The sequence below is a fragment of the Jiangella sp. DSM 45060 genome (genome assembly GCF_900105175.1).
GTDB lineage: Bacteria > Actinomycetota > Actinomycetes > Jiangellales > Jiangellaceae > Jiangella.
Genome location: NZ_LT629771.1, coordinates 6169335 through 6195756, shown reverse-complemented (window position 1 = coordinate 6195756; position 26422 = coordinate 6169335). Strand labels below are relative to the sequence as shown.

28 protein-coding genes are annotated in these 26422 nt (G+C 73.7%); 18 read left to right on the top strand and 10 right to left on the bottom strand.

Annotated elements, in window-relative coordinates:
• The first annotated feature begins 20 nt into the window (after positions 1–20).
• Both BLU82_RS27875 and BLU82_RS27870 read left to right on the top strand, forming a co-directional pair.
• Positions 21–866 carry an SDR family NAD(P)-dependent oxidoreductase gene (locus BLU82_RS27875; RefSeq protein WP_092624172.1) on the top strand — a complete coding sequence of 282 codons (846 nt, stop codon included), beginning with the start codon at positions 21–23 and terminating at the stop codon, positions 864–866.
• 67 nt (positions 867–933) lie between these two features.
• Entirely contained in the window at positions 934–1182 is a 249-nt protein-coding gene (locus tag BLU82_RS27870; protein WP_157741300.1) for a helix-turn-helix domain-containing protein, read from the top strand.
• On the opposite strand, the gene BLU82_RS27865 is transcribed toward BLU82_RS27870, so the two are convergent.
• Positions 1179–3716 (bottom strand): DUF4118 domain-containing protein, encoded by a 2538-nt coding sequence (locus BLU82_RS27865; RefSeq protein ID WP_092624170.1) that lies wholly within the window; start codon positions 3714–3716, stop codon positions 1179–1181. The two genes, BLU82_RS27870 and BLU82_RS27865, sit on opposite strands and share 4 nt — an antisense overlap.
• Positions 3717–3750: 34 nt before the next feature.
• On the opposite strand from BLU82_RS27865, the gene BLU82_RS27860 reads away from it, so the two are divergent.
• From BLU82_RS27860 to BLU82_RS27840, 5 genes are all read left to right on the top strand, one after another.
• The gene (locus BLU82_RS27860) at positions 3751–4449 is read left to right on the top strand and encodes a response regulator (RefSeq protein ID WP_092624169.1); all 699 of its coding nucleotides are present in this window, start codon (positions 3751–3753) and stop codon (positions 4447–4449) included.
• Between the two features lie 100 nt (positions 4450–4549).
• The gene (locus BLU82_RS27855; RefSeq protein ID WP_092624168.1) at positions 4550–5464 is read left to right on the top strand and encodes an SDR family oxidoreductase; all 915 of its coding nucleotides are present in this window, start codon (positions 4550–4552) and stop codon (positions 5462–5464) included.
• 9 nt (positions 5465–5473) lie between these two features.
• Positions 5474–6451: a Gfo/Idh/MocA family protein gene (locus tag BLU82_RS27850; protein WP_092624167.1), complete on the top strand. Its 978-nt coding sequence runs from the start codon at positions 5474–5476 to the stop codon at positions 6449–6451.
• Positions 6452–6505: 54 nt separating this feature from the next.
• The gene (locus BLU82_RS27845) at positions 6506–7564 is read left to right on the top strand and encodes an alpha/beta fold hydrolase (RefSeq protein ID WP_092624166.1); all 1059 of its coding nucleotides are present in this window, start codon (positions 6506–6508) and stop codon (positions 7562–7564) included.
• The gene (locus tag BLU82_RS27840) at positions 7561–8436 is read left to right on the top strand and encodes an alpha/beta hydrolase (RefSeq protein WP_092624165.1); all 876 of its coding nucleotides are present in this window, start codon (positions 7561–7563) and stop codon (positions 8434–8436) included. Before BLU82_RS27845 ends, BLU82_RS27840 begins: the two co-directional genes overlap by 4 nt.
• Here BLU82_RS27840 and BLU82_RS27835 read toward each other — a convergent pair.
• On the bottom strand, positions 8433–9188 hold the full coding sequence (locus BLU82_RS27835; RefSeq protein WP_092624164.1) for a 3-hydroxybutyrate dehydrogenase: 756 nt from the start codon (positions 9186–9188) through the stop codon (positions 8433–8435). The genes BLU82_RS27840 and BLU82_RS27835 overlap by 4 nt on opposite strands.
• A 45-nt stretch (positions 9189–9233) precedes the next feature.
• On the opposite strand from BLU82_RS27835, the gene BLU82_RS27830 reads away from it, so the two are divergent.
• Entirely contained in the window at positions 9234–10121 is an 888-nt protein-coding gene (locus BLU82_RS27830; protein WP_092624163.1) for a bifunctional helix-turn-helix transcriptional regulator/GNAT family N-acetyltransferase, read from the top strand.
• Between the two features lie 4 nt (positions 10122–10125).
• Positions 10126–10725: a DUF1992 domain-containing protein gene (locus tag BLU82_RS27825; protein ID WP_092624162.1), complete on the top strand. Its 600-nt coding sequence runs from the start codon at positions 10126–10128 to the stop codon at positions 10723–10725.
• Here the strand turns inward: BLU82_RS27825 and BLU82_RS27820 are convergent.
• The gene (locus tag BLU82_RS27820) at positions 10676–11668 is read right to left on the bottom strand and encodes a sigma-70 family RNA polymerase sigma factor (RefSeq protein WP_092624161.1); all 993 of its coding nucleotides are present in this window, start codon (positions 11666–11668) and stop codon (positions 10676–10678) included. The two genes, BLU82_RS27825 and BLU82_RS27820, sit on opposite strands and share 50 nt — an antisense overlap.
• A 115-nt stretch (positions 11669–11783) precedes the next feature.
• Here BLU82_RS27820 and BLU82_RS27815 point away from each other — a divergent pair, with 115 nt between their 5' ends.
• The gene (locus tag BLU82_RS27815) at positions 11784–13199 is read left to right on the top strand and encodes a DHA2 family efflux MFS transporter permease subunit (RefSeq protein ID WP_092624160.1); all 1416 of its coding nucleotides are present in this window, start codon (positions 11784–11786) and stop codon (positions 13197–13199) included.
• Here BLU82_RS27815 and BLU82_RS27810 read toward each other — a convergent pair.
• The 3 genes from BLU82_RS27810 to BLU82_RS27800 are packed head-to-tail and all read right to left on the bottom strand — an operon-like array spanning position 13189 to position 15342.
• Entirely contained in the window at positions 13189–13986 is a 798-nt protein-coding gene (locus BLU82_RS27810) for an alpha/beta fold hydrolase (RefSeq protein WP_092624159.1), read from the bottom strand. The two genes, BLU82_RS27815 and BLU82_RS27810, sit on opposite strands and share 11 nt — an antisense overlap.
• 26 nt (positions 13987–14012) lie before the next feature.
• Entirely contained in the window at positions 14013–14741 is a 729-nt protein-coding gene (locus BLU82_RS27805; protein WP_092624158.1) for an SRPBCC domain-containing protein, read from the bottom strand.
• Position 14742: 1 nt separating this feature from the next.
• On the bottom strand, positions 14743–15342 hold the full coding sequence (locus tag BLU82_RS27800) for a helix-turn-helix domain-containing protein (RefSeq protein ID WP_172885714.1): 600 nt from the start codon (positions 15340–15342) through the stop codon (positions 14743–14745).
• A gap of 88 nt (positions 15343–15430) precedes the next feature.
• On the opposite strand from BLU82_RS27800, the gene dinB reads away from it, so the two are divergent.
• A complete protein-coding gene (gene dinB / locus BLU82_RS27795; RefSeq protein ID WP_092624157.1) occupies positions 15431–16627 on the top strand; it encodes a DNA polymerase IV in 1197 nt (398 codons plus the stop codon).
• Here the strand turns inward: dinB and BLU82_RS27790 are convergent.
• On the bottom strand, positions 16605–17192 hold the full coding sequence (locus tag BLU82_RS27790) for a dihydrofolate reductase family protein (RefSeq protein WP_092624156.1): 588 nt from the start codon (positions 17190–17192) through the stop codon (positions 16605–16607). The genes dinB and BLU82_RS27790 overlap by 23 nt on opposite strands.
• Positions 17193–17295: 103 nt before the next feature.
• Between BLU82_RS27790 and BLU82_RS27785 the strand changes: the two genes are divergently transcribed.
• Positions 17296–18345: a glucose 1-dehydrogenase gene (locus BLU82_RS27785; RefSeq protein WP_092624155.1), complete on the top strand. Its 1050-nt coding sequence runs from the start codon at positions 17296–17298 to the stop codon at positions 18343–18345.
• 65 nt (positions 18346–18410) lie between these two features.
• On the top strand, positions 18411–19010 hold the full coding sequence (locus BLU82_RS27780; protein WP_092624154.1) for a hypothetical protein: 600 nt from the start codon (positions 18411–18413) through the stop codon (positions 19008–19010).
• A 9-nt stretch (positions 19011–19019) separates the two neighbouring features.
• On the opposite strand, the gene BLU82_RS27775 is transcribed toward BLU82_RS27780, so the two are convergent.
• Both BLU82_RS27775 and BLU82_RS27770 read right to left on the bottom strand, forming a co-directional pair.
• On the bottom strand, positions 19020–19772 hold the full coding sequence (locus BLU82_RS27775) for a GNAT family N-acetyltransferase (RefSeq protein ID WP_092624153.1): 753 nt from the start codon (positions 19770–19772) through the stop codon (positions 19020–19022).
• 22 nt (positions 19773–19794) lie between these two features.
• Positions 19795–20169 carry a DUF1801 domain-containing protein gene (locus BLU82_RS27770; RefSeq protein ID WP_092624152.1) on the bottom strand — a complete coding sequence of 125 codons (375 nt, stop codon included), beginning with the start codon at positions 20167–20169 and terminating at the stop codon, positions 19795–19797.
• Positions 20170–20294: 125 nt separating this feature from the next.
• On the opposite strand from BLU82_RS27770, the gene BLU82_RS27765 reads away from it, so the two are divergent.
• Complete coding sequence (locus tag BLU82_RS27765; RefSeq protein WP_092624151.1) at positions 20295–20834, top strand: dihydrofolate reductase family protein; 540 nt, start codon at positions 20295–20297, stop codon at positions 20832–20834.
• Here the strand turns inward: BLU82_RS27765 and BLU82_RS27760 are convergent.
• Complete coding sequence (locus BLU82_RS27760) at positions 20819–24055, bottom strand: BTAD domain-containing putative transcriptional regulator (protein ID WP_092626385.1); 3237 nt, start codon at positions 24053–24055, stop codon at positions 20819–20821. The two genes, BLU82_RS27765 and BLU82_RS27760, sit on opposite strands and share 16 nt — an antisense overlap.
• A gap of 43 nt (positions 24056–24098) precedes the next feature.
• Between BLU82_RS27760 and BLU82_RS27755 the strand changes: the two genes are divergently transcribed.
• The 4 genes from BLU82_RS27755 to BLU82_RS27740 are packed head-to-tail and all read left to right on the top strand — an operon-like array spanning position 24099 to position 26408.
• Positions 24099–24629 carry a GrpB family protein gene (locus tag BLU82_RS27755; protein ID WP_092624150.1) on the top strand — a complete coding sequence of 177 codons (531 nt, stop codon included), beginning with the start codon at positions 24099–24101 and terminating at the stop codon, positions 24627–24629.
• A 27-nt stretch (positions 24630–24656) separates the two neighbouring features.
• Positions 24657–25406, top strand: coding sequence for a glycoside hydrolase family 16 protein (locus BLU82_RS27750; RefSeq protein ID WP_092624149.1), 750 nt, complete (start codon positions 24657–24659; stop codon positions 25404–25406).
• 10 nt (positions 25407–25416) lie between these two features.
• Entirely contained in the window at positions 25417–26094 is a 678-nt protein-coding gene (locus BLU82_RS27745) for a hypothetical protein (protein ID WP_092624148.1), read from the top strand.
• A 26-nt stretch (positions 26095–26120) separates the two neighbouring features.
• The gene (locus BLU82_RS27740; protein ID WP_092624147.1) at positions 26121–26408 is read left to right on the top strand and encodes a DUF1905 domain-containing protein; all 288 of its coding nucleotides are present in this window, start codon (positions 26121–26123) and stop codon (positions 26406–26408) included.
• Positions 26409–26422: the final 14 nt, after the last annotated feature.

Genomic DNA, 26422 nt, shown 5'->3' with positions numbered 1-26422 from the left:
GATACCACCACGGAGCGTTCATGGATTCGCGCACCATCGTGATCAGCGGCGGCACCGACGGCATGGGCCGGGCGCTCGCACTGCGCCGGCTGGCCCAGGGCGACCACGTGATCGCCGTCGGCAGCAACGCGGAGAAGGGCGCCCGGCTGGTCGCCGACGCGGCCACCGTCGGCGGACGGGCCGAGGTCGTCCGCGCCGATCTCACCACCGTCGCGGGCGCCCGGTCCGTCATCCGCGCGATCGAGGCGTCCACCGACGTCGTCGACGCCCTGGTGCTGTGCGCGAACCGGGTGCGGCCGCGCCGGGTCGAGACCACCGAGGGATTCGAGAGCACCTTCGCGCTCTACTACCTGAGCCGCTATCTGCTCAGTCACGGGCTCACGCCGGCGCTGAAGCTGAGCGCGTCCCCCGTCATCGTCAACGTCGCCGGAGTCGGCACCCGCAACGGGACGATCCACTGGGACGACCTGCAGCTGACCCGGCGCTACCGTGCGGTGGCCGCGCAGTTGCAGGCCGGCCGCGCCAACGACCTGCTCGGTGTCGGGTACGCCGCACGGCACGGCGACCGCGTGCCCTACGTCCTCTACCACCCGGGCTTCACCCGCAGCGGCGACCTCTCCACGCTGCCCCGGCTCACCCGCGGCTCGATCCGGGTGGCGGCCCGGCTGTTCGCCCGGCCGGTCGAGGCCGCGGTGGCGCCGATCGACTGGTTCATCGACGCGCCGCCGCCGGCGTCGCTGACCGCCGTCGATCGTGACCGGCGCCTTCCCCTCACCCTGCCGACGCTCGACGCGGACCGGGCCGGCCGGCTGGCCGAGCGGACCGCGGCGCTCCTCGATCGCCTCGACCGCGTGCGCGGACGCTGACGAGTCCGGCATTCCGGACCGGCAGATAAACTTTGGCTAGTTGATCCCAGGACGGTCGGATGTGCGGGTGGTGGACAGCCGGGCTCCCGAGTACCAGCGGCTCTATGCCACGCTCAAGCAGCTGAGGGTGGAGCGCCACCTCACCCAGACCCAGCTCGGTGAGCGCATCGGGCTCACCCAGCGCAAGGTGTCGCTGTTCGAGTCGGGCGACCGGCGCATCGACGTGATCGAGCTGATCCGCTACGCCCGTGGCCTCGGCCTGGACCTCACCGACGTGCTCGACCGCGCGGGAATCGACCACACGCGGCCGGACTAGTCCGACGCGGATTTCTCGTCCTCGATCGGGATCGCCAGCAGCATGGTGAGCCCGCCGTCGGGTGTGGTCTCGGGGATCAGGGTGCCGCCCATCGCCTCGGTGAGGCCGCGCGAGAGCGCCAGCCCGAGCCCGACGCCGGTGCCGCTGTCGCCGAGCCGCTGGAACGGGACGAACACGCGGTCGCGCTGGTCCTCGGGGATGCCCGGGCCGTGGTCGATGACGCGCAGCTCGACGACGGCGTCGTCCTCGCGCGCGGTGATGGTCGGCGGGCGGTCCGGCGGGCTGAACCGCAGCGCGTTGCCGACGACGTTCACCAGCACCCGTTCCAGCAGCGCCGGGTCGGCGTCGACGCGCGGGAGGTCGGCGGGGAGGTCGACGGTCACCAGGCGGCCCGGTTCGCCCAGTTCGGCGAGGGCGCGGGCGATGCTGTCGGCCGCCTCCGTCGGGCGCGACGCGACGCCCAGCACGCCGGCCTGCAGGCGGCTGAGGTCGAGCAGGTTGGTGATCAGCTCGGTCAGCCGGTCCAGCGACTCGTCCGCGGTCGCCAGCAGCTCGGCCTCGTCGTCGGCGTCGAAGCGGACCTCGTCGCTGCGCAGGCTGGTGACGGCGGCCTTGGCGGCGGCGAGCGGGGTGCGCAGGTCGTGACCGACGGTGGCCAGCAGCGCCGTGCGCATGCGGTCGGCCTCGGCGATCGTGCCGGCCGACGCGGCCTCGCGGGCCAGGCGTTCCTGCCGCAGCGCCAGGGCGGCCTGGGCGGCGAACGCCTCGATCACGCGACGGTCCTCGGCCGGCAGCGCGGGGCCACGCAGCGCCAGCGCGAGCACGTCGTCGATCGGCACCTCGACGTCTGCCTCGGCCGGCGTCAGCGACGGCCGCTCGCCGACACACGCGACGACCGACCACGCGGACGGGTTCTCCTGCGTGCCCGGCAGTCGCGGCGCGCCGGTGGAGCGCTCCAGCAACGTCACCGACGTCAGCCCGTAGGTCTCCAGCAGCCGCTCCAGCAGCCCGATCAGCGGCCGCGGGTTGCCGACCATGCTGCTCGCGACGGTCGCCAGGTTCTGCGCGTCGGCGCTGGCCCGGGCCGCCTCGCGGGTGCGCCGGGCGGCGGTGTCGACGACGACGCTCACCGACGCCGCGACCAGCAGGAACACCGCCAGCGCGATGATGTTCTCCGGCCGGTTGACCGCGAACGAGTGGATCGGCTCGGTGAAGAACCAGTTCAGCAGCAGGAAGCCGGCCACGGCCGCCAGCAGCGCCGGCCACATGCCACCGGCCAACGCGGCCGCGATGACCGTCGCCAGCAGCAACACCTCGCCGGTCGCCAGCGACACGTCGTCGCGCAGCAGCCGGACCGCGAGCACCAACAGCGGCGGCACGGCCAGCGCCAGCACGAACCCGGCGATCCGCCGGTGCCGCGACAGCGGGCTGCCGAGCGCGGCGGTCCGCCCGCGGCCGGCCTGCCGGTGCGGCACGAGGTGCACGTCCATCGAGCCGGCCTGCGACATCGTCGTCAGCGCGACGCCGCGGGAGAACAGTTGCGCCAGCCGGCCGCGTCGGCTCGCGCCGAGCACCAACTGGGTGGCGTTGACGCCGCGGGCGAACTCGATCAGCGCCGCCGGGATGTCCTCGCCGAGCACCTGGTGATAGGTGCCGCCGAGGCTCTCGACCAGCAGCCGCTGCCGGGCCAGCAGCGTCGGGTCGGCGCCGACCAGCCCGTCGCTCGGCATGACGTGCACGGCCATGAGGTCGGCGCCCCGGCCGCGCGCGGCGATGCGGGCGGCCCGGCGGATCAGCGTCTCGCCCTCCGCACCGCCGGTCAGCGCGACGACGACGCGTTCGCGCGCCTCCCACGTGTCGTCGATGTGGTGGTCGGCGCGGTAGCGGTCCAGCTGGTCGTCGACCTTGTCGGCCAGCCAGAGCAGCGCCAGCTCGCGCAGCGCCGTCAGGTTGCCGACCCGGAAGTAGTTGCCCAGCGCCGCGTCGATCTTCTCCCGCGTGTACACGTTGCCGTGCACCATACGGCGGCGCAGCGCCTCCGGCGTCATGTCGACCAGCTCGACCTGGTCGGCCCGCCGCACGACCTCGTCCGGGACGGTCTCGCGCTGCGGCACCCCGGTGATGCGCTCGACGACGTCGTTCAACGACTCGAGGTGCTGGATGTTCACCGTCGACAGCACCGTGATGCCGGCGTCGAGCAGTTCCTCGATGTCCTGCCAGCGCTTGGCGTTGCGCGACCCGGGCACGTTGCTGTGCGCGAGCTCGTCGACGAGCGCGACCTCCGGCCGGCGTCGCAGCACGGCGTCGAGGTCCATCTCCTCGAACTCGGCGCCGCGGTAGGTCATCGTGCGCCGCGGGACCTCGTCCAGACCGGCCAGCAGGTCCGCCGTCCGGGCCCGGCCGTGCGCCTCGACCACCCCGACGACGACGTCGGTGCCGCGGGCCAGCCGCCGGTGCGCCTCCTCGAGCATGGCGTACGTCTTGCCCACGCCGGGTGCGGCGCCCAGGTAGATCCGCAGCTGACCGCGTCCCATACCCCCAAGTGTGCCTGCGGCTACGATCGGCTGCATGGAGTCGGCCGGCCGGGTGCTCGTCGTCGATGACGACGCCGGCATCCGCAAGACCCTCGCCCTCAACCTCAAGGCCCGGGGTTACACCGCCGACCTCGCCGGCACCGGTGAGCACGCCCTGCAACTGGCCGCGCGCCACCACCCCGACGCCGTCATCCTCGACCTCGGGCTGCCCAGCATGGACGGCCTCGACGTCGTGCGCGGCATCCGCGGCTGGTCGTCGGTGCCCATCGTCGTGCTGTCCGGGCGGGGTACCGAGGCGGCCAAGGTCGAGGCGCTCGACCTCGGCGCCGACGACTACGTCACCAAGCCGTTCGGCATGGACGAGCTGTTCGCCCGCCTGCGCGCCGCCACCCGCCGCGCCGTCCTGCCCGACGGCGACGCGGTCGTCTCGACCCCCGATTTCGTCATCGACTTCGCCGCGAAGCGGGTCGTCCGTGACGGCGCCGCCGTCCGGCTGACGCCGCGGCAGTGGCACATCGTCGAGGTGCTGGTGCGCCACAGCGGGCGGCTGGTGACGTACGAGCAGCTGCTGCGGGAGGTCTGGGGTCCGGCGTACGGCACCGAGACGAACTATCTGCGGGTGTTCATGACGCAGATCCGGCAGCGGCTGGAGCCCGAGCCGTCGAAGCCCCGCTACTTCATCACCGAGCCAGGGCTGGGGTACCGCTTCCAGCTGCCCGAGGACGTCCTGTAACCGTTGGGCTGCGGTCGCCGCGCACGTGGTCGAGTCCGAAACCAAGCCCCGCCGAAATCCCTGACACGCCGTGTCAGTGACCACCGCGCACCATCGAACCATGGAGACAACGCTGCAAGGCAAGGTCGCGCTCGTCACCGGGGCGTCGCGCGGCGCGGGCAGGGGGATCGCGGTCGAGCTGGGGGCGGCCGGCGCGACCGTGTACTGCACGGCGCGGACGACCCGGGCACAGCGGTCCGAGCAGAACCTGCCCGAGACCATCGAGGAGACCGCGGAGCTGGTCACGGCGGCCGGCGGCACCGGCATCCCCGTGCAGGTCGACCACCTGGTGCCGGAGCAGGTCGAGGCGCTGGTCGGCCGCATCGACGCCGAGCAGGGGCGGCTGGACGTGCTGGTCAACGACATCTGGGGCGGCGAGCTGCTGTTCGCCTGGGACGAGCCGCTGTGGGAGCACTCGCTGGAGAAGGGCCTGAAGATCCTCCGGCTCGCCATCGACACCCACATCATCACCAGCCACTTCGCGCTGCCGCTGCTGATCCGCACCAAGGGCGGCCTGGTGGTCGAGATGACGGACGGGACGGCCGACTACAACGCGACGAACTACCGGGTGTCGTTCTTCTACGACCTCGCGAAGTCGTCGGTGCTGCGCATGGCGTTCGGGCAGGCGAAGGAGCTCGCGCCGCATCAGGCGACGGCGGTGGCGCTGACGCCGGGCTGGCTGCGTTCGGAGCTCATGCTGAGCCACTTCGGCGTGACGGAGGACACCTGGCGCGACGCGCTGGAGGCGCAGCCGCACTTCGCGATCTCCGAGACGCCTCGCTACGTCGGGCGGGCGGTCGCGGCGCTGGCCGCCGACCCGGAGGTCGCGCGGTGGAACGGGCAGTCGCTGTCCAGCGGACAGCTGGCCCAGGTCTATGGTTTCTCTGACCTCGACGGCAGCCGCCCCGACGCCTGGCGGTACCTGGTGGAGGTGCAGGACGCCGGCAAGCCCGCCGACGTCACGGGCTATCGGTAGGGAGAAGGCATGTCGCGCACCCGCTGGGGCATCATCGGCACCGGCGGCATCGCGGCCGCGTTCGCCCGCGACCTCCGGCCGGTCGACGACGCCGAGGTGGTGGCGGTCGGGTCGCGCAGCGACGAGAGCGCGAGCGACTTCGCCGGCCGGCTCGACGTCCCGCGGTCGTACGGGTCGTTCGAGAAGCTGGTCGACGACCCCGACGTCGACGTCGTGTATGTCGCCACACCGCAGACGGCGCACGCGGCGAACGTCAGGCTCGCGCTCGAGGCCGGCAAGCCGGTGCTGTGCGAGAAGCCGTTCACCGTCAACGCCGCCGAGGCCCGCGACCTCGTCGAGCTGGCGCGCGAGCGCGGGCTGTTCCTGATGGAGGCGATGTGGACGCGGTTCCTCCCGCACTTCCGCCGCATCGACGAGCTGCTGCGGGCCGGCGCGCTCGGTGAGATCACGACGGTCGTCGCCGACCACGGGCAGGCCATCCCGGCCGATCCCGGTCACCGCCTGCAGCGGGCCGACCTCGCCGGCGGCGCGCTGCTCGACCTCGGCATCTACCCGGTGTCGCTCGCGTCGTACGTCCTCGGCCGCCCCGACGGCGTCAGCGCGGCGGGCACGCTGTCGGAGAGCGGTGTCGACGCGCAGACGTCCGCCGTGTTCACATACGCGAGCGGCGCGCACGCCGTCGTCACGACGACGCTGCGGGCGCGGACGGCCAACCGCGCCGTCATCACCGGCACCGAGGCGCGCATCGAGATCGACGACGTCTGGTACGCGCCGACGTCGTTCTCGCTGCTGCGCCCCGGTGCGGAGCCGGAGCGGTTCGAGCCCGCGACCGGCGGCGGCCTGCGACACCAGGCAGTCGAGGTCGCCCGGCTGCTGCGCGACGGGGCGACGGAGAGCGACGTCATGCCGCTGGACGAGACGGTGGCGATCATGGCGACGCTGGACGAGATCCGCCGGCAGATCGGGTTGCGCTTTCCCACCGAGTAGCGGCCCCCGCGCGCTCCGGCCCCGGGTAGGGCATCATCCTCTGAGGAGGGGGCCATGACATCGATGCTCATGCCGGGCGTGACGGAGAACCGCCACCCGACGCCGCGGCTCACCGTCAACACACTCACGGTGGCCGGCCGCGACACCGGTGAACCGGTCGTGTTCGTCCACGGCAACGTGTCGTCCAGCGTGTTCTGGCAGCCGGCGATGCTCCGGCTGCCCGACCGGTTCCGCCCGATCGCGGCCGACCTGCGCGGCTTCGGCGGCACCGAGACGCTGCCGGTCGACGCGACCCGCGGCGTCCGCGACTACGCCGACGACGTCGCCGGGCTGCTCGACCTGCTCGGGCTCGACGGCGTGCACCTGGTCGGCTGGAGCATGGGCGGCGCCGTCGTGCTGCAGCTGCTGCTCGACGCCCCGGCGCGGTACCGGTCGGTCACGCTGGTGAACCCGGTGTCGCCGTACGGGTTCGGCGGCACCCGCGGCGTGGACGGCGCGCTGGCCGACCCGTCGGCGGCGGGTTCCGGCGGCGGCGCGGCCAACCCCGAGTTCGTGGCCCGGCTGCGCGACGGCGACCGCGGCGACGACGGCGCGCTGTCGCCCCGGCAGGTCATGCTGTCGTCGTACGTGAAGCCGCCGTTCGTGCCCGAGCACGCCGACGCCTACGTCGAGTCGATGCTCACGACGGCGGTCGGCGACGACCACTATCCCGGCGACGCCGTCGCCACCGAGGCCTGGCCGGGCGTCGGCCCGGGCACCCACGGCGTGCTCAACACCATGGCGCCGACGCACCTGCGGCTGGACGGGCTCGACGCGATCGACCCGAAGCCGCCGATCCGCTGGATCCGCGGCTCCGACGACGTCATCGTCTCCGACACCTCGCTGTTCGACCTCGCCTACCTCGGCGCCATCGGCGCGGTGCCGGGCTGGCCGGGCGACGACGTCGCGCCGCCGCAGCCGATGGTCGCGCAGACCCGCGCCGTCCTCGACGCCTACCGCGCGGCCGGCGGCGTCAGCACCGAGACCGTCCTCGACGGCACCGCGCACAGCCCACACGTCGAGAAACCGGACGACTTCGTCGCGGCGCTGGTCAGCGGGTTGGACGGCTCATGACACTCGGGGTCGCGGTCGACGGGGGGACGCTCGCGGTCCACGAGCTGGGACGCGGTCCGGCCGGCGCTCCCGCCGTCATGGCGTTGCACGGCATCACCGCCAACGCGCTCGCCTTCGGCGCTGTCGCACAGGCGCTGGACGGCGAGGTCCGGCTGCTGGCGCCCGACCTGCGCGGCCGCGCCGACAGCCGGTCCGTCCGCGGGCCGTGGGGGCTGGCCGCGCACGCCGCCGACGTCGTCGCCGTGCTGGACGCCGCGCGGGTGGAGTCGGCCGTGCTGCTGGGTCACTCGATGGGCGCCTACGTGGCGGCGCTGACGGCGTACCTGTACCCGTCGCGGGTGTCGTCGCTGGTCCTGATCGACGGCGGGGTCGGGTTCCCGGCGCCCGAGGGTGACATCGACGACGCGCTGGAGCAGGTGATCGGCCCGGCGATGCGGCGGCTCACGATGAGCTTCCCCGACGACGACGCATACCTGGACTTCTGGCGCGAGCACCCGGCCATCGGCCCGGCCCTGGCCGCGCCGTACGGCGACCTGCTGACGGCGTACCTGCGCCACGACCTCGTGGGCGCCGGCGGCGAGCGCCGCTCGTCCTGCGTGCTCGACGCCGTGCGGGCCGACGGCGCCGACGTGCTGGCCGACCCGGTCGTGCTGCGGTCGCTGCGCGACGGCACCGTCCCGGCGACGCTGCTGTACGCCGCTCGAGGGCTGATGGACGAGCCGCAGGGCCTGCTCGACGCGGACCGCATCGCCGCGGCCGGCCTGCCCCCGACCGTCCGCGTCATCCCGGCCGGCGGCGTCAACCACTACACCGTGCTGTTCGAGCCCCAAGCGGTGCGGCTGATCGCCTACGCCGTCGGGACCTCCGTCTAGCGGGCCGACCAGCCGCCGTCGAGGACGAGGTCGGTGCCGGTGATCGACTGCGCCGCCGGGCTGGCGAGGTAGGCGACGGCCTCGGCGACCTCGCCGGGCTCGATGAGGCGCTTGATCGCCTCGTTGGCGAGCAGGATCTCGCTGACGACGCGGTCCTCGGGCAGGCCGTGCACCCGGGCCTGGTCGGCGATCTGTGCCTCGACCAGCGGTGTGCGGACGTAGCCGGGGTTGACGCAGTTCGACGTGACGCCGTGCGCGGCGCCCTCGAGCGCCGTCACCTTGGACAGCCCTTCGAGGCCGTGCTTCGCGGTGACATAGGCCGCCTTGAACGCGCTGGCGCGCAGGCCGTGCGCACTGGACACGTTGACGACGCGGCCCCAGCCGCGCGCGTACATGCCCGGCAGCGCGGCCCGGATGAGCAGGAACGGCGCCTCGAGCATGAGCCGCAGCATGAACGCGAACCGGTCCGGCGGGAACTCCTCCAGCCGGGCGACGTGCTGGATGCCGGCGTTGTTGACGAGGACGTCGACGTCCAGCTCGGTGGTCGCGAGGGCGGCGGTGTCGGCGAGGTCGACCTGCCACGCCTCGCCGCTGCCGCATTCGCCGGCCACGGACGCCGCACGCCCGCCGTCGATGTCGGCGACGATGACGTGAGCGCCCGCTGCGCCCAGCCGCCGGGCCACCGCCGCGCCGATGCCGCTGCCGCCGCCGGTGACCAGCGCACGCCGTCCGCCCAGATCGAGTTCGGCCATGGCAGGACTCTAGGCCCACGCGCATTCTCTGACTAGAGTCAGAGAATGGACGAGGCGATGGTCGCGCAGGTGCGTCGGTTCAACCGGGTGGTCACGCAGCAGGTCGGCGCGCTGTCCGACCGGTTCCTGGCGCGCGACCGCCCGCTGGGCGAGTCGCGGCTGTTGTGGGAGATCGGCGACGGTCGCGACGTGCGGTCGCTGCGGGCGGCGCTCGATCTCGACTCCGGCTACGTCAGCCGGTTGCTGCGCTCGCTGGAGGCGGCCGGTCTGGTGACGACGGAGCGCAGCACGGGGGATCGGCGGGTGACGCTCGCCCGGCTCACGGCGGCGGGCCGGGCCGAGAAGCGGCTGCTGGACGAGCGCAGCGACGAGCTCGCCACACAGTTGCTCGACGCGCTCGACGGCCGGCAGCGCGACCGGCTGGTCGCGGCGATGGCCGACGTCGAGCGGCTGCTGACGGCGGCCACCGTGCGGTTCGCGGTGACCGACCCGGACGACCCGGTCGCCCAGCACTGCCTGCGCGCCTACGCGGCCGAGCTGGACGTCCGGTTCGACGGCGGATTCTCCCTCGACCGCGGCATCCGCGCCGCCGCCGCCGACCTGCGCCCGCCGAACGGGCTGCTCCTGGTCGCCCTGCTGCACACGACGCCGGTGGGGTGCGGTGTGCTGCTGTTCCACGACGCCGGGCCCGCGCACCTGAAGCGCATGTGGGTCGACGCGTCCGCCCGCGGGCTCGGTCTGGGCCGCCGGCTGCTGGCCGAACTGGAGCGGCACGCCGCCGAGGCCGGCGCGCCCGCCGTCAGGCTGGAGACCAACGCGGCCCTGACGGAGGCCATCGCGCTCTACCGGTCCGCGGGATACACCGAGGTGCCCGCGTTCAACGCCGAGCCGTACGCCCACTTCTGGTTCGAGAAGCCGCTCCTGCGACAATAGGGTCATGGCGGAACGCAAACCGCCCGGCATGGGTTTCGAGTCGTGGATCGACAAACAGGTCCGCGAGGCGCAGGAGCGCGGCGAGTTCGACGATCTCCCGCTCTCCGGCAAACCGCTGCCGCCCTCACGGCCGGGCGACGAGTACAGCTGGATCCGCGAGAAGCTGGCCCGCGAGGGCGAGTCCACCGACGTCCTGCTGCCGACACCGCTGCTGCTGCGCAAAGAGCTGCACAAGCTGCCCGAGACGCTCCGCGACGTCCGGTCCGAGCAGGTCGTCCGCGACGTCGTCGCCGACCTGAACGAGCGCATCAAGCAGTGGCTGCGCGCGCCGTCGGGCCCGGACATCGCGGTCGCCCTGGCCGACCCCGACACCGTCGTGGCCGAGTGGCGCGCCGCGCGGGCCCAGCGCATGGCCGCCGAGCAGCAGGTGCGGGCCGAGCGCGCCGCCGAGGCCGCGCGGGCGGCGGCCGAGGAGCGGGCCGCCGCCGAGGAGCGGGCCGCCGCCGAGGAGGCCCGCCGCAACCGCGGCAACCCGCTCAGCCCCTACACCTGGCTCACCTGGTGGCGCCGCCAGCTCGGACGGCGGGCAGACCGAACGCCCTGACCACCTCGGGGTCCAGGAACACCGTCAGCCGGTCGATCCGCGCACCGGCCATCGTCAGCACCACCAGCCCGTGCGCCCGGTGCACGCCGTCCGGGCCGCGCTTGTACATCGCGTGCGCCGGCTGGCCGTTGGCCCGGGTGGGCAGCGCCAACATGCCGCCGGGCGCTCGCAGCCGCGGCGCCAGGAACCGGCCGATCGTCTCGGCGCCGCGGAACCAGGTGGCGTGCGGCGGCATCTCCAGCACGGCGTCGCGGGCCAGCAGCCGCACCAGGCCGTCGATGTCGGCGTGCTCGAACGCGGCGACGTACCGGTCCAGCAGGTCCCGCTGCCGCGCGTCGGACGGCGCCGCATCGACGCCGTCGACGTTCAGCTCGGCCAGCTGCGCCCGGGCCCGCCGTAGCGCGCTGTTGACCGCCGTCGTCGTCGTGTCCAGCAGCCGGGCCACCTCGGCGGCCCGCCAGCGCAGCACGTCGCGCAGGATCAGCACCGCCCGCTGCCGCGCCGGCAGGTACTGCAGCGCCGCGATCAGCGCCAGCCGGGTGCTCTCGCGCCCGACGGCGATCGCGGCGGGGTCGCCGGCCAGCGGGTCGGCGAGGGTGTCAGGGAACGGCTCGAGCCACGGGACGTCGGTCAGCGGCGGCTCCAGCGCAGCGTCCGGGTCGCCGCCAGGTCCGGCGAGTCCCGACGGCAGCGCGCGGCGGCCGCGGGTCTCCAGCGCACGCAGGCAGGCCCGGGTCGCGATGGTGTAGAGCCAGGTCCGCAGCGACGACCGGCCCTCGAACCCGTCGTAGCCGCGCCACGCCCGCAGGTAGGTCTCCTGGACGGTGTCCTCGGCGTCGTGCAGCGAGCCGAGCATGCGGTAGCAGTGCGCCAGCAGCTCCCGGCGGTACGGGTCGGCCTGCCGGGCGAACTCGTCGGCCCGCGCCTCGGACGTCACGGTCATGGATCTTCCTCCTTGGAGTGCCCTCACTCCAGTACAGATCCGCGCCGCCGCCAGAAGTCATCGCGGCGAGTTCCGGACGGTGCGCGGATCTGCCCCGGTGACGAAAGGAGTCGTGATGAGCTCTCGCTCGCACCGGGCCTGGGTGCTGGCCCTCACTTCGGTCGCCTCGCTGATGGTGGCCCTGGACACGTTGATCGTCACCGTGGCCCTGAGCACCATCAGGGACGATCTCGGCGCCACGCTGGAAGAACTGGAATGGACGGTCAACGCCTACAACGTGAGCCTGGCGGTGCTGCTGCTGACCGGGTCGGCGCTGGGCGACCGCTACGGACGGCGTCGCATGTTCGCCGTCGGCCTGGTGGCGTTCACCGCGTCGTCGACGGCCTGCGCGCTGGCGCCGGGCGTCGGCTGGCTCATCGCGGCCCGCATCGCCCAGGGCGCCGGCGCCGCACTGCTGATGCCGTTGTCGCTCGCGCTGCTCAGTGCCGCCTTCCCGGCCGAGCGCCGCGGCCGGGCGCTGGGCATCTTCATGGGCGTGACCGGGCTCTCGGTGGTCGGCGGCCCGCTGCTGGGCGGCGCGATCACCGAGGGGCTGTCCTGGGAGTGGATCTTCTGGCTGAACGTGCCGCTCGGGCTGGTGGTGCTGCCGTTCGCGCTGACCCGGATCGAGGAGAGCCGCGGCGCCCGCACGTCGCTCGACCTGACCGGGCTGGTGCTGGCGACGGGCGCGGCGCTCGGGCTGGTGTGGGGGCTGGTCCGCGGCAACGGCGCCGGCTGGGCCAGCGCGGAGGTCGTGACGACGCTGGCGCTCGGCGCGGTGCTGCTGGTGGCGTTCGTCGGGTGGGAGCGGCGGGCGGCGCACGCGATGCTGCCGATGAGCCTGTTCCGGTCACGGTCGTTCTCGGCCGGCAACGCGGCCGGGTTCCTGCTGATCGCGTCGCTGTTCGGGACGCTCTTCCTGATCGCTCAGTTCCTGCAGGTCGCGCAGGGGCACTCGCCGCTGCAGGCGGGGCTGCGGCTGGTGCCGTGGACGGGGTGCCTCATGGTGGTGGCGCCGATCGCGGGCGCGCTGGTCGACCGGTTCGGCGAGCGGCCGTTCCTGGCCGGCGGGCTGGTGCTGCAGGCGGCCGGGTTCGGCTGGCTGGCGCTGATCGCGTCGCCGGGGCTGGCCTACGCCGCGATGGTGCCGCCGCTGGTGATCGCCGGCATCGGCATCGCGATGGCGATGCCGGCGACGCAGAACTCCGCCGTCGGATCCGTCCCCGAGCACCTGATCGGCAAGGCCGCCGGCGCGAACACGATGCTGCGCCAGCTGGGCGGCGTGTTCGGCATCGCCGTGCTGGTCGCCGTCTTCGCCGCCCGGGGCGGCTACGAGTCGCCGGAGGAGTTCGCCGACGGGTTCACGGCCGCTCTGGCCGGCGCGTTCCTGCTGGCCCTGGCCGGCGCCGCCGTGGGGCTGCTGCTGCCCGCACGGCGGACGGCGCCGGCTCCGACGCCAGGCGAGCGGGCGGCGGAGGTCGTCAGGAGCTGAAGTACTCCGCGAGCACCGGAGCGTGCACGGCCGCCTTCACCATGTGCGTCTGGCCGGGCAGGGTCCGGTGCTGCGCGTTCGGCAGCACCTCGGCCAGCCGCCGCTGGCTGCCCCGCATGTACTCGGGGCTCTTGCCGCCGTCCATGACGAGGGCCGGCTGGGCGACCGCGGACCACCGGTCGGCGGGGAACGGCTTGCCGTAGCCGGTGTCGCCGAGCACGCGGAAGTCGTTCGGGATGGTGTGCGCCACGGCCTTGAGCTTCTTCCACACCGGGGTGAGCCGCATCATCGCGATGGCGACCGCCGGTGCGCCGACGGTCTTCATGAACAGCTTGACGACATCGCCGCGGCGGCCGGCCGCGACCAGCGCGTCGGTGCGGGCCAGCAGGTCGGACGGCCACGGCTTCGCGGTGTCGTCGATGATGGCGGGCAGCTCGTACAGCGCCAGCTTCGTGATGCCGGATCCGGGCCGCTTCGCCGTCTCCAGCGCCAGCGCCGCGCCGGACGAGACGCCGTACACGAACGCCTCGCCGCCGGCCGCGGCGATCAGCGCCTCGAGGTCCTCGGCTTCGCGCTCGACGGCGTACGGCGCGGTGTCGCCGCTCTCGCCGCGGCCGCGCCGGTCGTAGGTGTAGACGGTGAACGACGAGGCCAGGGCGTCGGCGAGGCCGGACATGGGGCCGAAATCGCGGTAGCACAGGGCGCCGTCGACGAGGACGAGCGGCGGGCCGGAGCCGGCCTTGCTGTACGCGATGACGGTGCCGTCGGCCGAGGTGACGGTGGACATGGGCGGACTCTCCTTGTCGGGTGGGATCAGCCGAAGACGCGGGCGAGCCACGACTGCCAGGCGGCGTCGGTGTGCCGCTGCGCGTCGTCGGCGAAGACGTGGTGGGAGGCGATCATCGGGCCGCGGAACCCCTTGATGAAGCGGAGCAGCGCGTCGCCGGTGCGGACGCCGAGGGTGTCGGCGTTGACGTAGTACACGACGCCGTCGGCGCCCAGCACGGTGGCGGCGTCGCCGGGCCGGACCGGGGCGGTGAGGCCGAGCTCGTCGTGCAGCGTCGACCAGGCGTGGTCCCAGTCGGCGACCGGCGGGCCGAACGCCGTGACGGGCGTGGCGGTGCGGCCGGCGAAGTGGGCGAGGTACTCGAACAGCGTGCGGAAGAACATCTCGTGGCCGCGCGACATCGCCTCGAACTCGTCGGCCCAGTCGTCGCCCGGCAGGAACCCGCTGGCCACCACCCGCAGCGTGGTGCTGCCGTGATCGCGGCCCTCGAGCAGGAACTCGTAGGCGACGAACCGGCCGTCGGGCTCAGGGGTCTCGCCGTAGGCCAGCCGCTTGCCGGGCTCCCACGCGGTGACGTCGTACGACGGCGCGTAGCCGCCGAAGTCGATGCGGACGCTGCCGTCGGGCCCGGGCTCGACGTCGGCCTTGCCCATGAACCACGAGTCGATGCCGGGACCGGTGGCGATGGCCTGCCAGATGTCCTCGGGCGTGGCGTCGAGGTCGGCCTGGTGGGTGGATTCGAAGCGGCGGCTCATGTCAGGACTCCTCGTTCTTCGCGGTGTCGACGCTCGGGTGGACGGCGACGACGACGCGGTGCGTGCGCCCGCCGGCGGCGGACTCGTCGTGGTACTTGGCGACCAGCGCGCTGACGGCGCCGCCCAGCTCTTCGGCGAACGCGGCGCGGTCGGCGGCCGACGCGAAGCGCACCTCGCCGTCGATGGCGAACGTGGCCACCCGCTTACGTGCCTTCGTCGATGCCGTGAGCAGCAGCCCGACGTCGCGGACCAGCTTCGACGCGAGCGCCAGCAGCCAGCGCGCGGACAGCTTGTCGGGGGAGCGGGACGGGTCGGGCTGCACCGCCGCGAGCGCCGTCGGCGAGATGACGTACGACGCCGCCGTCGCCTGGAGCACCCGCTCGGTGACATTGCCCTTCCGGCGTTCCTCGACCAGCTCGACCAGCCCGTGCCGTTCGAGCGTGCGCAGGTGGTAGTTCACCTTCTGCCGGGCCAGCCCGACGCGCCCGGCCAGCATGGTGGCCGACAGCGGCTCGGCGAGCTCGGCCAGCAGCCGGGTGCGCATGGGGTCCAGCGACGCCTCGGCCGCTGCGGGGTCCTCGATCACCGTCACGTCCTGCATGCCGACCATGCTGTCACCGACAAATACATTTGTCAAGAAGATACGGACTGTCGGAGGTCTTGGCATCATGTGGAGATGATGCGAACATGTGTTCGTGGTCAAGCGGGCGAACATCCTGCATGCCGACCTCGACGCCTTCTACGCGTCGGTCGAGCAGCGCGACGACCCCGACCTGCGCGGCAAGCCCGTCATCGTCGGCATGGGCGTGGTCCTGGCCGCCAGTTACGAGGCCAAGGCGCGCGGCGTGCGCACGGCGATGGGCGGCCGCCAGGCGCGCCGGCTGTGCCCCGAGGCCGTCGTCGTCTCACCGCGCATGTCCGCCTACTCGGCGGCCAGCGAGGCGGTGTTCGACGTGTTCCGGCAGACCACTCCGCTGGTGGAGGGGCTCTCCATCGACGAGGCGTTTCTCGACGTCGGGGGGCTGGCCAAGATCTCCGGCTCGCCGCCCGAGATCGCTGCCCGGTTGCGCCGCGAGGTGCTGCGGAAGGTCGGCCTGCCGATCACCGTCGGCGTCGCCCGCACGAAGTTCCTCGCCAAGGTGGCCAGCGCCGTCGCCAAGCCCGACGGCCTGCTGGTGGTCGAGCCCGACCGCGAGCTCGACTTCCTGCACCCGTTGCCGATCGAGCGGCTGTGGGGCGTCGGCGAGAAGACGTCGGTGAAGCTGCGCCAGCGCGGCATCCACACCGTCGGCGACGTCGCGCTGCTCGCGGAGCGATCGCTGGTCGCGATCGTCGGCCCGGCGGCCGGCCGGCACCTGCACGCGCTCTCCATCGGCCGCGACCCGCGCCGCGTCGTCGTCGGCCAGCGCCGCCACTCCATCGGGTCGCAGCACGCGCTCGGCAGCCGCCGCCGCACGGCGGCCGAGCTGGACGCCGTCGTCGTCGGCATCATCGACCGCGTCACCCGCCGGCTGCGCGCCGCCCGCCGGGTCGCTCGCACCGTCGTCCTGCGGCTGCGTTTCGACGACTACACCCGGGCGACGCGCTCGCACACGCTGGCCGAGCCGACGTCGCACACCGGCCAGCTGCTCACGGTGGTGCGCAACCTCGTCGCCGCGACGGCGCCGACCATCGAGGAGCGCGGCCTCACGCTGGTCGGCGTCGCGCTGAGCAACCTCGAGGACGACGATCCGCTGCAGCTGGCGCTGCCCATCGACCGCCACGGCGGCAGCGCCCTCGACGCCACCGTCGACGACGTCCGCAACCGGTTCGGCGTCCGCGCCGTCACCCGGGCGGTGCTGCTGAACAAGGACGAGGGCCTGGTCATGCCGATGCTGCCGGACTGACCACGCGATACCGCAGGTGGGTGGCCTCCGGGGTGTCGATGACCCGGACGATCTCCAGCTCGACCTCGGCGGGCAGCAGGTCGAACAGCCGCCGGCCGCCGCCCAGCAGCACCGGCACCTGCGCGATCTGCAGCTCGTCCAGCACACCGGCCGCGAGCGCCTGCTGCGCGGTGTACCCGCCCTGGACGTGCACGTCCTTGTCGCCGGCCGCGGCCCGCGCCTGCTCCATCGCGCTGGCGACGCCGTCGGTCACGTAGGTCACCAGCGGGTACCCGAACCGCGCGGCCGGACCCGGCGGGCGGTGGCTGACGACGAAGATCGGCCGGCCGCCGAGGTCGCCGCCCCAGTGGTCCATCAGCTCGGCCGTGCGCCGTCCGGTGACGACGGCGCCGGCCGCACCCATCTCCTCCATCACCTGCGCCGCCGGCCCGGTGAGCTCGGCGAACTCGCCGCCCGGCGCGAACCACTCGTGCAGCCGGTGACCCTCGGGGCCGCCGAGGAAGTCGTCCGGCGCTGCGATGTAGCCGTCGACGGACATGGACATGTAGAGCACCGACGTGGACATGGCCTTCCTCCTGGTTGATGGGCCCCCTATCCTCATCAAATAGTGTCCACCCGTCAAGTATTCTTACTCCGGTGGCCGATGGGTTCCGGGGTAAGGGTCCACAGTGCGCGCGATGACGGTGGAGCCCGGCCGGCCCGGGTCGTTCGAGGTCCGCGAGGTGCCCGACCCGACGCCAGGGGAGGGCGACCTGCTGGTGCGGGGCGTCGCGATCGGGATCTGCGGCACCGACGCCGAGATCGTCGCTGGTGAGTACGGAGACCCGCCGCCCGGTCGCGACCTCCTGGTGCTGGGGCACGAGTCGCTCGGCCGGGTCCTGCGGGCGCCGGCCGGGAGCCGGGCCGAGCCGGGCGATCTGGTGGTCGGCGTCGTCCGGCGGCCCGACCCGGTGCCGTGCCCGGCCTGCGCGCATGGTGAGTTCGACATGTGCCGCAACGGCCGCTACACCGAGCACGGCATCAAGGGACTGGACGGCTTCGGCTCGCAGGCATGGTGCGTCCCGGACGGCGACGTGGTCGTGCTCGATCCGGCACTGCAGCCGGTCGGCATGCTGGTCGAGCCGGCCAGTGTGGTGGCGAAGGCGTGGGAGCAGATCCAGCGCATCGGGGAGCGGGCGTGGTTCGAGCCCGCCTCGGTGCTCGTCACCGGCGCCGGTCCGATCGGTCTGCTGGCCGCGTTGCTGGGCGTGCAGCGCGGACTGGACGTGCACGTCCTCGACGTCGTCGGCCGCGGGCCCAAGCCGGACGCCGTCGCCGCCCTCGGCGCGACGTACCACCACGACGGGCTGGAGCGGGCCGCCGAGAAGGTCCGGCCGGACGTCGTCATCGAGGCCACCGGTGTCTCCGACCTCGCCTTCGGCGCCATGGCGAACACCGCCGCGTTCGGCATCGTCTGCTTGACCGGCGTGTACGCCGCCGGGCGACGCATCTCCGTCGAGGCGGGCAGCGGCTATCGCGAGATGGTGCTGGAGAACGACGTGCTGTTCGGGTCGGTCAACGCCAACCACCGGCACTACCGGGCCGCGGCGGACGCTCTGGCGGCGGCCGACCCCGCCTGGCTCGGCCGGCTGATCACCCGGCGGGTGCCACTGGAGGACGCGGCGCGGGCACTGCGGCGCGAGGACGACGACATCAAGGTGGTCGTCGACCTCATCTAGGACCGTCTGGCCCGAGATGTCCGGAACCACCCCCATGAGCGCCGTCCAGCCGGAATGATGGTCCCGTGGCGGCGGACGCTTCCGATCTGCGAGATGACGCGCTCTGGCTCGGCGGTGCCTATGAACTGGCCGTCGAGCTGGGCGAACGCGACGACGCGCGGCTGGAGACGGCGTTGACGACGCTGTGGGCGGCCGCCGATGTCGCCGGGTGCCATGCGGCCGGCCGCGACGACCCCGGTACGTGGACCGACGCGCCGTGCACCGCGGCCGCGCTGCAGCGGCACGGCCGCCTGGCCGGTCTCGTCACGCTGCCGCGGCAGCGCACCGTCGTTTGCGGGGCGCGGGCCGTCCGGCAGGTGTCCGGTACCGACTGGCTGGTGTTCTTCATCCCGGTCGGCGCGCTGGACCTCGCCGAGCCGCGCAGCGCCGCCTTCCCGTTCCGCGGCGGCGACTCCCTGCTGTGGCGGCGGCCGCTGGACCGCTGGCTGGCCGACATCGGCGCCCGCCTGTTCGCCGCGGTGCCGTTCCGGCTGGCGCTGATCGGTCCCGAGGTCGCGGGCCTGACGACGGCGCGGTCGCTGGGCGGGCAGCCGCCGGTGGAGCGGTGGGCGGCCTACCTGATCCCGTCCGGCGCCGGCCTGGAGTACCACCAGGCCGACCGCTGACGCCGTCGGTCAGCCGACCGGGTGGCGCATCCACACGTTGGGCTCGACGTAGACGGCGTGGTCGTGCTCGACGCTGCAGTGGACGGGCAGCAGCGCCTGCGGGACGACGACGTCGCCGGTGGTGTCGAACGGGAGGCCGGTCCACTCGCGCCAGTCGGCCAGCGTGCCGGTGATGACCATCGACCGCGGCGCGACCTTGGCGATCGTCGCGCCGGCGCGGGCGTGTACCCGCAGCCACGGGTCCTCCGGCAGGCCGTCGGGGCGGGTGCGGTGGGCGTACTCGTGCATCGGCGTGTGCGGCTCGAGGTGTTTCGCGCTCGGCCGGACCGGCGCCACCAGCTCGGTGAAGCCCAGCCGGCGGACGTTCTCATGCATCGCCGCGAGCAGCACCTGCGCGAGGCCCTGGCCGCGCCGGTCCGGCCGGATGGAGATCTCCAGCGCCGACACCAGCGTCGGCCGGGTGTCGCGGTCGCGGTCCTGCGCGGCCCACCGGATGACGCCGTCCCAGCCGTCGTCGGGCAGTTCCCGCCGGTGCTCGCTGCCGAACTCGAACGGGACGGTGTAGGCGAGCGCGACCGGGGTGTCCGGCTCCTCGTAGGCGATGAGCACGTGCTCGGGGTGGTTGGCCTCGACGTCCGGGTAATAGAGATTCGCGGTGGGGTCCTGCTGCATGAAGCGCGGCCACAGGTTCGGCAGCTGTGACTGCATCGCGGCCAGCTCCGGCCGCCGATCGAGCGGTTCGACGATCAGGTTCGCGGGCATGCGGCGGATTGTGCCACTCGCGTCAGCCGGGAAGCATGTCGCGTTGCCGGTCGACCGCCTGTCGAAGCAGGTCCGCCAGCGCCGCGGCGTGCTCGCCGGCTCGGGCGCCCGGCACGGTGCGCAGGTACTGGCCGTCGCCCGTGAGCAGGCGCTCCGGGTCGTCGAGGAGGGCGCCCTTGTGCAGCGACAGGCTGGCGCCGTGCTTCGTCGCGGCGACGGCGCACACCCAGTGGTGCCAGTCGCCGCCGGCCGTGAAGGTCAGCCGGTTCCACTTGATCGCCTCGTCGAGCCCCGGGACGGCGGCACGGACCTGGCCGGCCAGCGCCTCGACCTCCGCCCGGCGGTCGGCGGGCAGCTGATCGAGCCAGACGCCGATCTGGTGGGAGCTGGTGTTCATGACGGTGCACCTCCTGCCTCCCCGCGTACCCGCTGTGGACACGCCTGAAGCGGAACCTGAAGGAAACCGTAAGGCGGTACCGGCATCGTGGGGGTCATCGAGAACGAACCGACCAGGAGGACATCATGCGCAAGATCATCGAGTCGACCTTCATCACGCTCGACGGCTGCATCGGCGAGCCGCACGTCTGGGGCCAGCCGTACTGGGACGAGCAGCACAACAACTACAACGCCAAGCTGGTCGACGGCTCCGACGCGATGCTGCTGGGCCGCGAGACCTACGACGGCTTCAAGGAGGCGTGGATGTCGCGGGCCGGCGACCCGATCGCCGACCGCATGAACGCGCTGCCGAAGTACGTCGCGTCGCGGACGCTGACGGGCGACCTGGAGTGGAACGCCCGTGCGCTGGAGGGCGACGTCGCCCAGGCCGTCGCCGAGCTCAAGCAGCAGCCCGGCGAGAACATCATCAAGTACGGCACCGGCGAGCTGGACCGCACGCTGCTGGAGCATCAGCTGGTCGACGAGTACCACTTCTGGACGTACCCGGTCATCGCCGGTGGCGACGGGTACCGGCTGGGCGACGGCTTCGACGTCAGCCACCTGAAGCTGGTCGACCAGACCGTTTTCGACTCCGGGATCATCGTGGGCGTCTACGCGCCCAAGTGATCCGGCTCCCTGCGCGGCCGCCCGGCGAGGTCCCGGGCGGCCGCGCTGGTCATGCGCGCGCCGTCGGCGACGGCCGCCTCGAACGCGGCGTCGTCCAGCACCGATCGGACCAGCGCCGCGACGCGCTCGGCCTCCAGCCGCTCGGCCGGTGACAGCGGGAAGCCGACGGTGTCGCGGGCGGCCCGGGTGGCGCCGAGCACGACGGCGGCGTCGCGTGCCGCTCCGGACAGCGCCAGCGCGGCGGCCGCGCCCTCCAGCGCGGCCGTCTGATCGCGGCCCGCGGTGATCTCGACACCGACGTCGTGCGAGCGCAGGTGCAGGTCGAGCGCCGCCGCGGGGTCGCCCCGCTCGGCGGTGAGCAGCCCCAGCTCGTTCAGCACCATCGGCGCGTAGAACGCGGTCCCGGCGGTCTCGGACTGCTCCTCGGCGCCGCGCAGCAGGCGGGTCAGCAGCTCCTCGGCGGCGTCGAAGTCGCCGGACCGGCGGGCGGCGAAGCTCACGCTGAGCGACGCGAACACCTGCGCGGACCGGCCACTGTGCTCGGCGGCGAGCCGCAGCGCCCGCTCGCCGTGCTCGCGGGCGGCGAGGTTGTCGCCGGTCTGGACCTCGATCCATGCCAGCCACGACAGCACGCCGGAGACCTCCGACCACAGGCCCAGCGACTCCGCCCGCGTCAGCGCGTCGGCGCACAGCCGTCGCGCGTGGTCGTAGTCGCCGGTGAGGTCGGCCTGCCCGATCAGCCAGTCGGTCGCCTGCAGCACGCCCCAGCCGTCGCCGAGGTCGGTGAAGATCCGCACGGCCTGGGACGCCCTGGCCTCCATCGCGGCCGCGTCGCCGTTGACGTGCGCGAGCCGCGCCCGCAGCGTCAGCGCCGCGGCCTCGCCCCAGCGGTTGCCGGTCGCCGCGAAGCCCTCGGTGGCGCTGTCCAGCAGCCGCTCGGTGAAGGCGGCGTCGCCGAGGTCGAACGTCGCGTGGCAGAGGAACCACTCCGCGTGCGCCCGGGCCGCCGGGTCGTCGGCCTCGTCGAACGGGCGCAGCGCCGCCTCGCACCGCTCGGCCCAGTCGTGCTGGTCGCCCTGCAGGATCGTGATGCCGGTGTGCCAGGTCAGCGCCCGGCCGCGGACGGCGGGCGGCGCCTCGCCGGCGACCGTCAGCGCCGTCTCCAGCGCCCGGCGGGCCTCCGTCGGCCGGCCGCGCAGCAGCCGGTACCACGTCAGGGCGCCGGTCAGCCGCAGCGCCAGCTCGGCGTCGCCGAGCCGTTCGGCGGAGTCGAGCGCCGCGCGCTGGTTGGCCGACTCGACGTCGAGGGTGTGCAGCCAGGCGCCCTGACGGTGACCGCGCAGCTCCGCGTCGGCCCGCTCGGCCAGGTCGGTGTAGTAGCGGGCGTGCCGGGCCCGGATGACGGCGTGCTCGCCGGACTCGTGCAGCCGGTTGACGCCGTACGCGGCGACGGACTCCAGCAGCCGATAGCGCGGCCCGCCGGCCCGTTCGTCGACCACGACCAGCGACCGGTCGACCAGCCGGACCAGCAGGTCGAGGACGTCGAGGTCGCCGTCCTCCGCGCAGACCGCCTCCGCGGCCGCCAGCGTGCAGCCGTCGGCGTGGACGGCCAGCCGCCGGAGCACGGTCTGCTCGTCCGGCTCCAGCAGGTTCCAGCTCCACTCGATGGCCGCGAGCAGCGTGCGCTGCCGGGCCGGCCGGTCGCGCGGCCCGCTGCCGAGCGCGCGGAAGCGGTCGTCCAGGCGGTCCAGCAGCGTGTGCACGCCCAGCGCGCGGACCCGGGTCGCGGCCAGCTCCAGCGCGAGCGGGATGCCGTCGAGGCGCCGGCACAGCTGGGCCACGGCCGGACCGGTCGACGCGTCCAGCGTGAAGCCGCGCGCCGACGCCGTCGCCCGCTCGACGAACAGCCGCACGGCGCCGGACTCGGCGAGGTGGTCGTCGGCCTCGGGCAGGTCGAGCGGCGGGACGTCCCAGAGCACCTCGCCGCTGAGCCCGAGCGGTTCGCGGCTGGTGGCCAGGACCGTGACGCCGGGCGCGGCGCGCAGCAGCCGGTCGGCGAGCGCCGCCGCGTGCTCGACGAGGTGCTCGCAGTTGTCCAGGACCAGCAGCATCCGGCGCTCGCGCAGCGCCTCGGCCAGCCGGTCGGCCGGGGTGGCGGGGCGCTCGCCGGGCTCGGCGACGTCGCGGATGCCGAGCGTGGCCATCGTCAGCTCGGCGATGTCGTCGACGGCGCGACGGGGATGCGGGCGCTCCAGCGCGGCCAGCTCGACCAGCCAGCCGCCGTCGTCGTAACCGTCGGCCAGCGGGTGCGCCGCGGACGTCGCCAGCCGGGTCTTGCCGACACCGCCCGGGCCGGTCAGCGTGATCAGCCGCTCCTTGCCCAGCAGCTCGCGCAGGTCCTCCAGCGCGGCGTCGCGGCCGATCAGCGCGACCGGCGGCGGGAGGTTGGTGCGGGCCCGCCGCCGCTGCGGCGACGGGGCCAGGCTCGGGTCCTGTTCGAGGATGGCCTGGTGCAGGGCGGCCAACTCCGGGCCCGGGTCCAGCCCCAGCTCGTCGGCGAGGCCGCGGCGGAACTCGTCGTAGCCGTCCAGCGCCTCACTCTGCCGTCCCGCCCGGTAGAGCGCGCGCAGGTGGACGGCGCGCAGCCGCTCGCGGAACGGGTGGTCGGCGACCGGCGCGGCCAGCTCGGCGGCCAGGACGGTGTGCTCGCCCAGCTCCAGCCGCGCCTCGGCCAGCAGCTCGAGCGCGGCCAGCCGGCGCTCCTCCCAGCCGGCGGCGACGGTGGCGGCGAACTCGTGGTCGGCGAAGTCGGCGAGGGCCGGGCCGCGCCAGAGGCCGAGCGCCTCCGTCAGCAACTCCTTGCGCCGGGCCGGGTCGCCGGCGTCCTGGGCGCGGGCCACGAGCTCGGCGAAGCGCGCGACGTCGACGGCAGCGGTCTCGAGCGCATAGCCGGGGGCGCGGGAGACGACGAGGTCGCGGGCGCCCGGCTCGGCGTCGTCGAGCGCCTTGCGCAGCTGCGACACCCGCACCTGCAGCGCGGCGCCCGGGTTGGCCGGCGCGTCGTCGCCCCAGATGTCGTCGGCCAGTCGGTCGGCCGACACCGTGCGGCCCTGGTGCACGAGGAGGTCGGCGAGCAGCGCCCGTACCTTCACCCCCGGGACGGTGACGCTGCCGCCGTCGTCGGTCCAGACGGCCAGCGGGCCGAGGACGCCGAAACGCATGAGCACACCCTAACCACGGGCCGGGGTTCGTTAGCGTGGCCGGATGGTCATCGAAGTGCGTGAGTACGACCCCGCGTGGCCCGCGCTGGCCGAGGCGGCCGCCGGCGAGCTGCGCGCGGCGCTGCCCGGGGTCCTGCTGGAGCTCGAGCACATCGGCAGCACGTCGGTGCCCGGGCTCGCGGCCAAGCCGATCATCGACCTCATGGCGTCGGTGCCCGCGCTCGACGCCGTCACGGCCCGCGAGGACGCGCTGCTCGCGCTCGGGTACCGGCGGCTCGACACCGGCATGACCGGCCGGCTGTTCTACCCGCGCGACGACGCCACCGGCCGGCGCACCCACCACCTGCACGTCGTCACCGCCGACACGTGGGACACCCGCAACGAGCGGTTGCTCCGCGACCACCTGCGCGCCCACCCCGACGCTGCCGGCCGGTACGGCGCGCTCAAGCGCGACCTCGCCACCCGCACCGACGACTCCGACGCGTACACGCGGGCCAAGACGGCGCTGGTCCAGGAGCTGGTCGACGCCGCGCGGGCGCACCGCGGACTCCCGTCGGTGTCCGTCTGGGAATGATGTCCGGGGACGGGGCTACGATCTGGCATGGCCGTGCGTATGGAGGAACGGTTCGACGGCGACGACCTCGACACGAGCGTCTGGTGTCCCTTCTACCTGTCCCACTGGAGCTCGCGCGCCGAGTCGGCCGCCACCTACACCGTCAGCGACGGTGAGCTGCGGCTGTCCATTCCGCCGACGCAGGGCCTCTGGTGCGCCGACCGCCACGACGAGCCGCTGCGGGTGTCGGCGCTGCAGACCGGCGCGTTCTCCGGGCCCGTCGGCAGCACCGTCGGGCAGCAGCCGTTCGTGCCGGGGCTCACGGTGCGCGAGGAGCAGCCGCCGTTCTGGGGGTACACGCCGACGTACGGGCGGTTCGAGGCGCGTATGCGCGGCGTCGTCACGGAGCGCTCGATGGTGGCGTTCTGGCTGTCCGGCATCGAGGACCGGCCGGAGCGGTCCGGCGAGATCTGCGTCATGGAGGTGTTCGGGTCCGCCCCGCACGACGTCGGCATGGGGGTGCACGCCTTCCGCGACCCGCTGCTGAGCGAGGACTTCGCGACGCCCTGGCTCGACCTGGAGCTCTCCGACTTCCACCTCTACGGCGTCGACTGGCGCCCTGGCCGCCTCACCTTCAGCGTCGACGGGCAGGTCGTGCGGGTGGTGCACCAGGCGCCGGACTACCCGATGCAGCTCATGCTCGGCGTGTTCGACTTCCCCGCCCGCGGCGGTTCCGAAGGCGCCGTCCCGGAGCTGGTGGTGACGCATGTGAGCGGCGAGCCGCTGCCCGCGGTCTAGGCTCGCCGGCGTGCAGCGCTTGCTCGGCGGATCGGCCAGCCCGGCCGGCTGGTGGGTTTCGTACCTGCAGGGCCCGTTCGACCAGGTCGTCGCGGCGGTGTGGCACGGCACGGTACGGCGCCGCCGCTGGTGGCAGCGCGGCCTGCCGCCGTACCCCGCCTGCCTCGAGGCGCTCGAGCCGTTCACCGTGCCGGTGACGCGCTACCTCGTCATCGGATGCGGCGAGACCTGGACGGCGCTGATCGACAACAGGGCGACGGGTGGTGAGCCGAGCATTGCGGGTCCGGTCGCGGCCGCGCTGCCCGGCGTCCGCCGGGTGACCGCGCTGCACTCGCCACGGCACGGACCCGGGCACGGCGGGACCCAGTTGCGGGTCGCACGGCATGCCGGCGTGCCGTGGCCGGTGCAGGAACGGTCACTCTGCGCGGACTGCGCCGACGGCCGGTGGAGCTGGCACGAGTACGGCGACCCACTGTCGTTCGAGCGTCCCGAGTTGTATCGGGCCCGCCTGATCAAACAGCGGTTCAACCGCGACATCCTCATCGAGTACCTCGCCGCCCTCGGCATCCGCGCCGACGACGACGCGTTCTACGGCGGGCCGGTCGCGATGGTCGACCTGCCCCGCTTCGGACGCGAGGTGGTACGGACCCGCCAGGAGGCGCTCGACTGGCTCGAGGTCCGCGACTGACGCCGGGTCGTCCCTATGCTGAGCCGGTGGAGCTGGAGTTCAGCGGTGAGATCTGGCACTGGCGCGGCCCGTCGCCGTTCCATTTCGTGACGGTGCCGGCCGACGAGAGCGCCGAGCTGGCCGAGGCGGCGGCGATGGTGACGTACGGCTGGGGGATGATCCCGGTCAAGGCCCGCATCGACGGCACCGAGTGGACCACGTCGCTCTACCCGAAGGACGGCGGCTACCTCGTCCCCCTCAAGGACGTCGTCCGCCGGGCCGAGAACCTGCAGATCGGCGACGTCGTCACGATCAACCTGTTCGTCGACGTCTGAGCAGCGGGCCAGGA

Bases quoted from the DNA above. Each gene is read 5' to 3' on its own strand.
- BLU82_RS27875 (WP_092624172.1), top strand. From the start codon at position 21: ATGGATTCGCGCACCATCGTGATCAGCGGCGGCACCGACGGCATGGGC.
- BLU82_RS27865 (WP_092624170.1), bottom strand. From the start codon at position 3,716: ATGGGACGCGGTCAGCTGCGGATCTACCTGGGCGCCGCACCCGGCGTG.
- BLU82_RS27860 (WP_092624169.1), top strand. From the start codon at position 3,751: ATGGAGTCGGCCGGCCGGGTGCTCGTCGTCGATGACGACGCCGGCATC.
- BLU82_RS27855 (WP_092624168.1), top strand. From the start codon at position 4,550: ATGGAGACAACGCTGCAAGGCAAGGTCGCGCTCGTCACCGGGGCGTCG.
- BLU82_RS27850 (WP_092624167.1), top strand. From the start codon at position 5,474: ATGTCGCGCACCCGCTGGGGCATCATCGGCACCGGCGGCATCGCGGCC.
- BLU82_RS27845 (WP_092624166.1), top strand. From the start codon at position 6,506: ATGACATCGATGCTCATGCCGGGCGTGACGGAGAACCGCCACCCGACG.
- BLU82_RS27840 (WP_092624165.1), top strand. From the start codon at position 7,561: ATGACACTCGGGGTCGCGGTCGACGGGGGGACGCTCGCGGTCCACGAG.
- BLU82_RS27835 (WP_092624164.1), bottom strand. From the start codon at position 9,188: ATGGCCGAACTCGATCTGGGCGGACGGCGTGCGCTGGTCACCGGCGGC.
- BLU82_RS27830 (WP_092624163.1), top strand. From the start codon at position 9,234: ATGGACGAGGCGATGGTCGCGCAGGTGCGTCGGTTCAACCGGGTGGTC.
- BLU82_RS27825 (WP_092624162.1), top strand. From the start codon at position 10,126: ATGGCGGAACGCAAACCGCCCGGCATGGGTTTCGAGTCGTGGATCGAC.
- BLU82_RS27820 (WP_092624161.1), bottom strand. From the start codon at position 11,668: ATGACCGTGACGTCCGAGGCGCGGGCCGACGAGTTCGCCCGGCAGGCC.
- BLU82_RS27815 (WP_092624160.1), top strand. From the start codon at position 11,784: ATGAGCTCTCGCTCGCACCGGGCCTGGGTGCTGGCCCTCACTTCGGTC.
- BLU82_RS27810 (WP_092624159.1), bottom strand. From the start codon at position 13,986: ATGTCCACCGTCACCTCGGCCGACGGCACCGTCATCGCGTACAGCAAG.
- BLU82_RS27805 (WP_092624158.1), bottom strand. From the start codon at position 14,741: ATGAGCCGCCGCTTCGAATCCACCCACCAGGCCGACCTCGACGCCACG.
- BLU82_RS27800 (WP_172885714.1), bottom strand. From the start codon at position 15,342: ATGCAGGACGTGACGGTGATCGAGGACCCCGCAGCGGCCGAGGCGTCG.
- BLU82_RS27790 (WP_092624156.1), bottom strand. From the start codon at position 17,192: ATGTCCACGTCGGTGCTCTACATGTCCATGTCCGTCGACGGCTACATC.
- BLU82_RS27775 (WP_092624153.1), bottom strand. From the start codon at position 19,772: ATGCCCGCGAACCTGATCGTCGAACCGCTCGATCGGCGGCCGGAGCTG.
- BLU82_RS27770 (WP_092624152.1), bottom strand. From the start codon at position 20,169: ATGAACACCAGCTCCCACCAGATCGGCGTCTGGCTCGATCAGCTGCCC.
- BLU82_RS27765 (WP_092624151.1), top strand. From the start codon at position 20,295: ATGCGCAAGATCATCGAGTCGACCTTCATCACGCTCGACGGCTGCATC.
- BLU82_RS27760 (WP_092626385.1), bottom strand. From the start codon at position 24,055: ATGCGTTTCGGCGTCCTCGGCCCGCTGGCCGTCTGGACCGACGACGGC.
- BLU82_RS27755 (WP_092624150.1), top strand. From the start codon at position 24,099: ATGGTCATCGAAGTGCGTGAGTACGACCCCGCGTGGCCCGCGCTGGCC.
- BLU82_RS27750 (WP_092624149.1), top strand. From the start codon at position 24,657: ATGGCCGTGCGTATGGAGGAACGGTTCGACGGCGACGACCTCGACACG.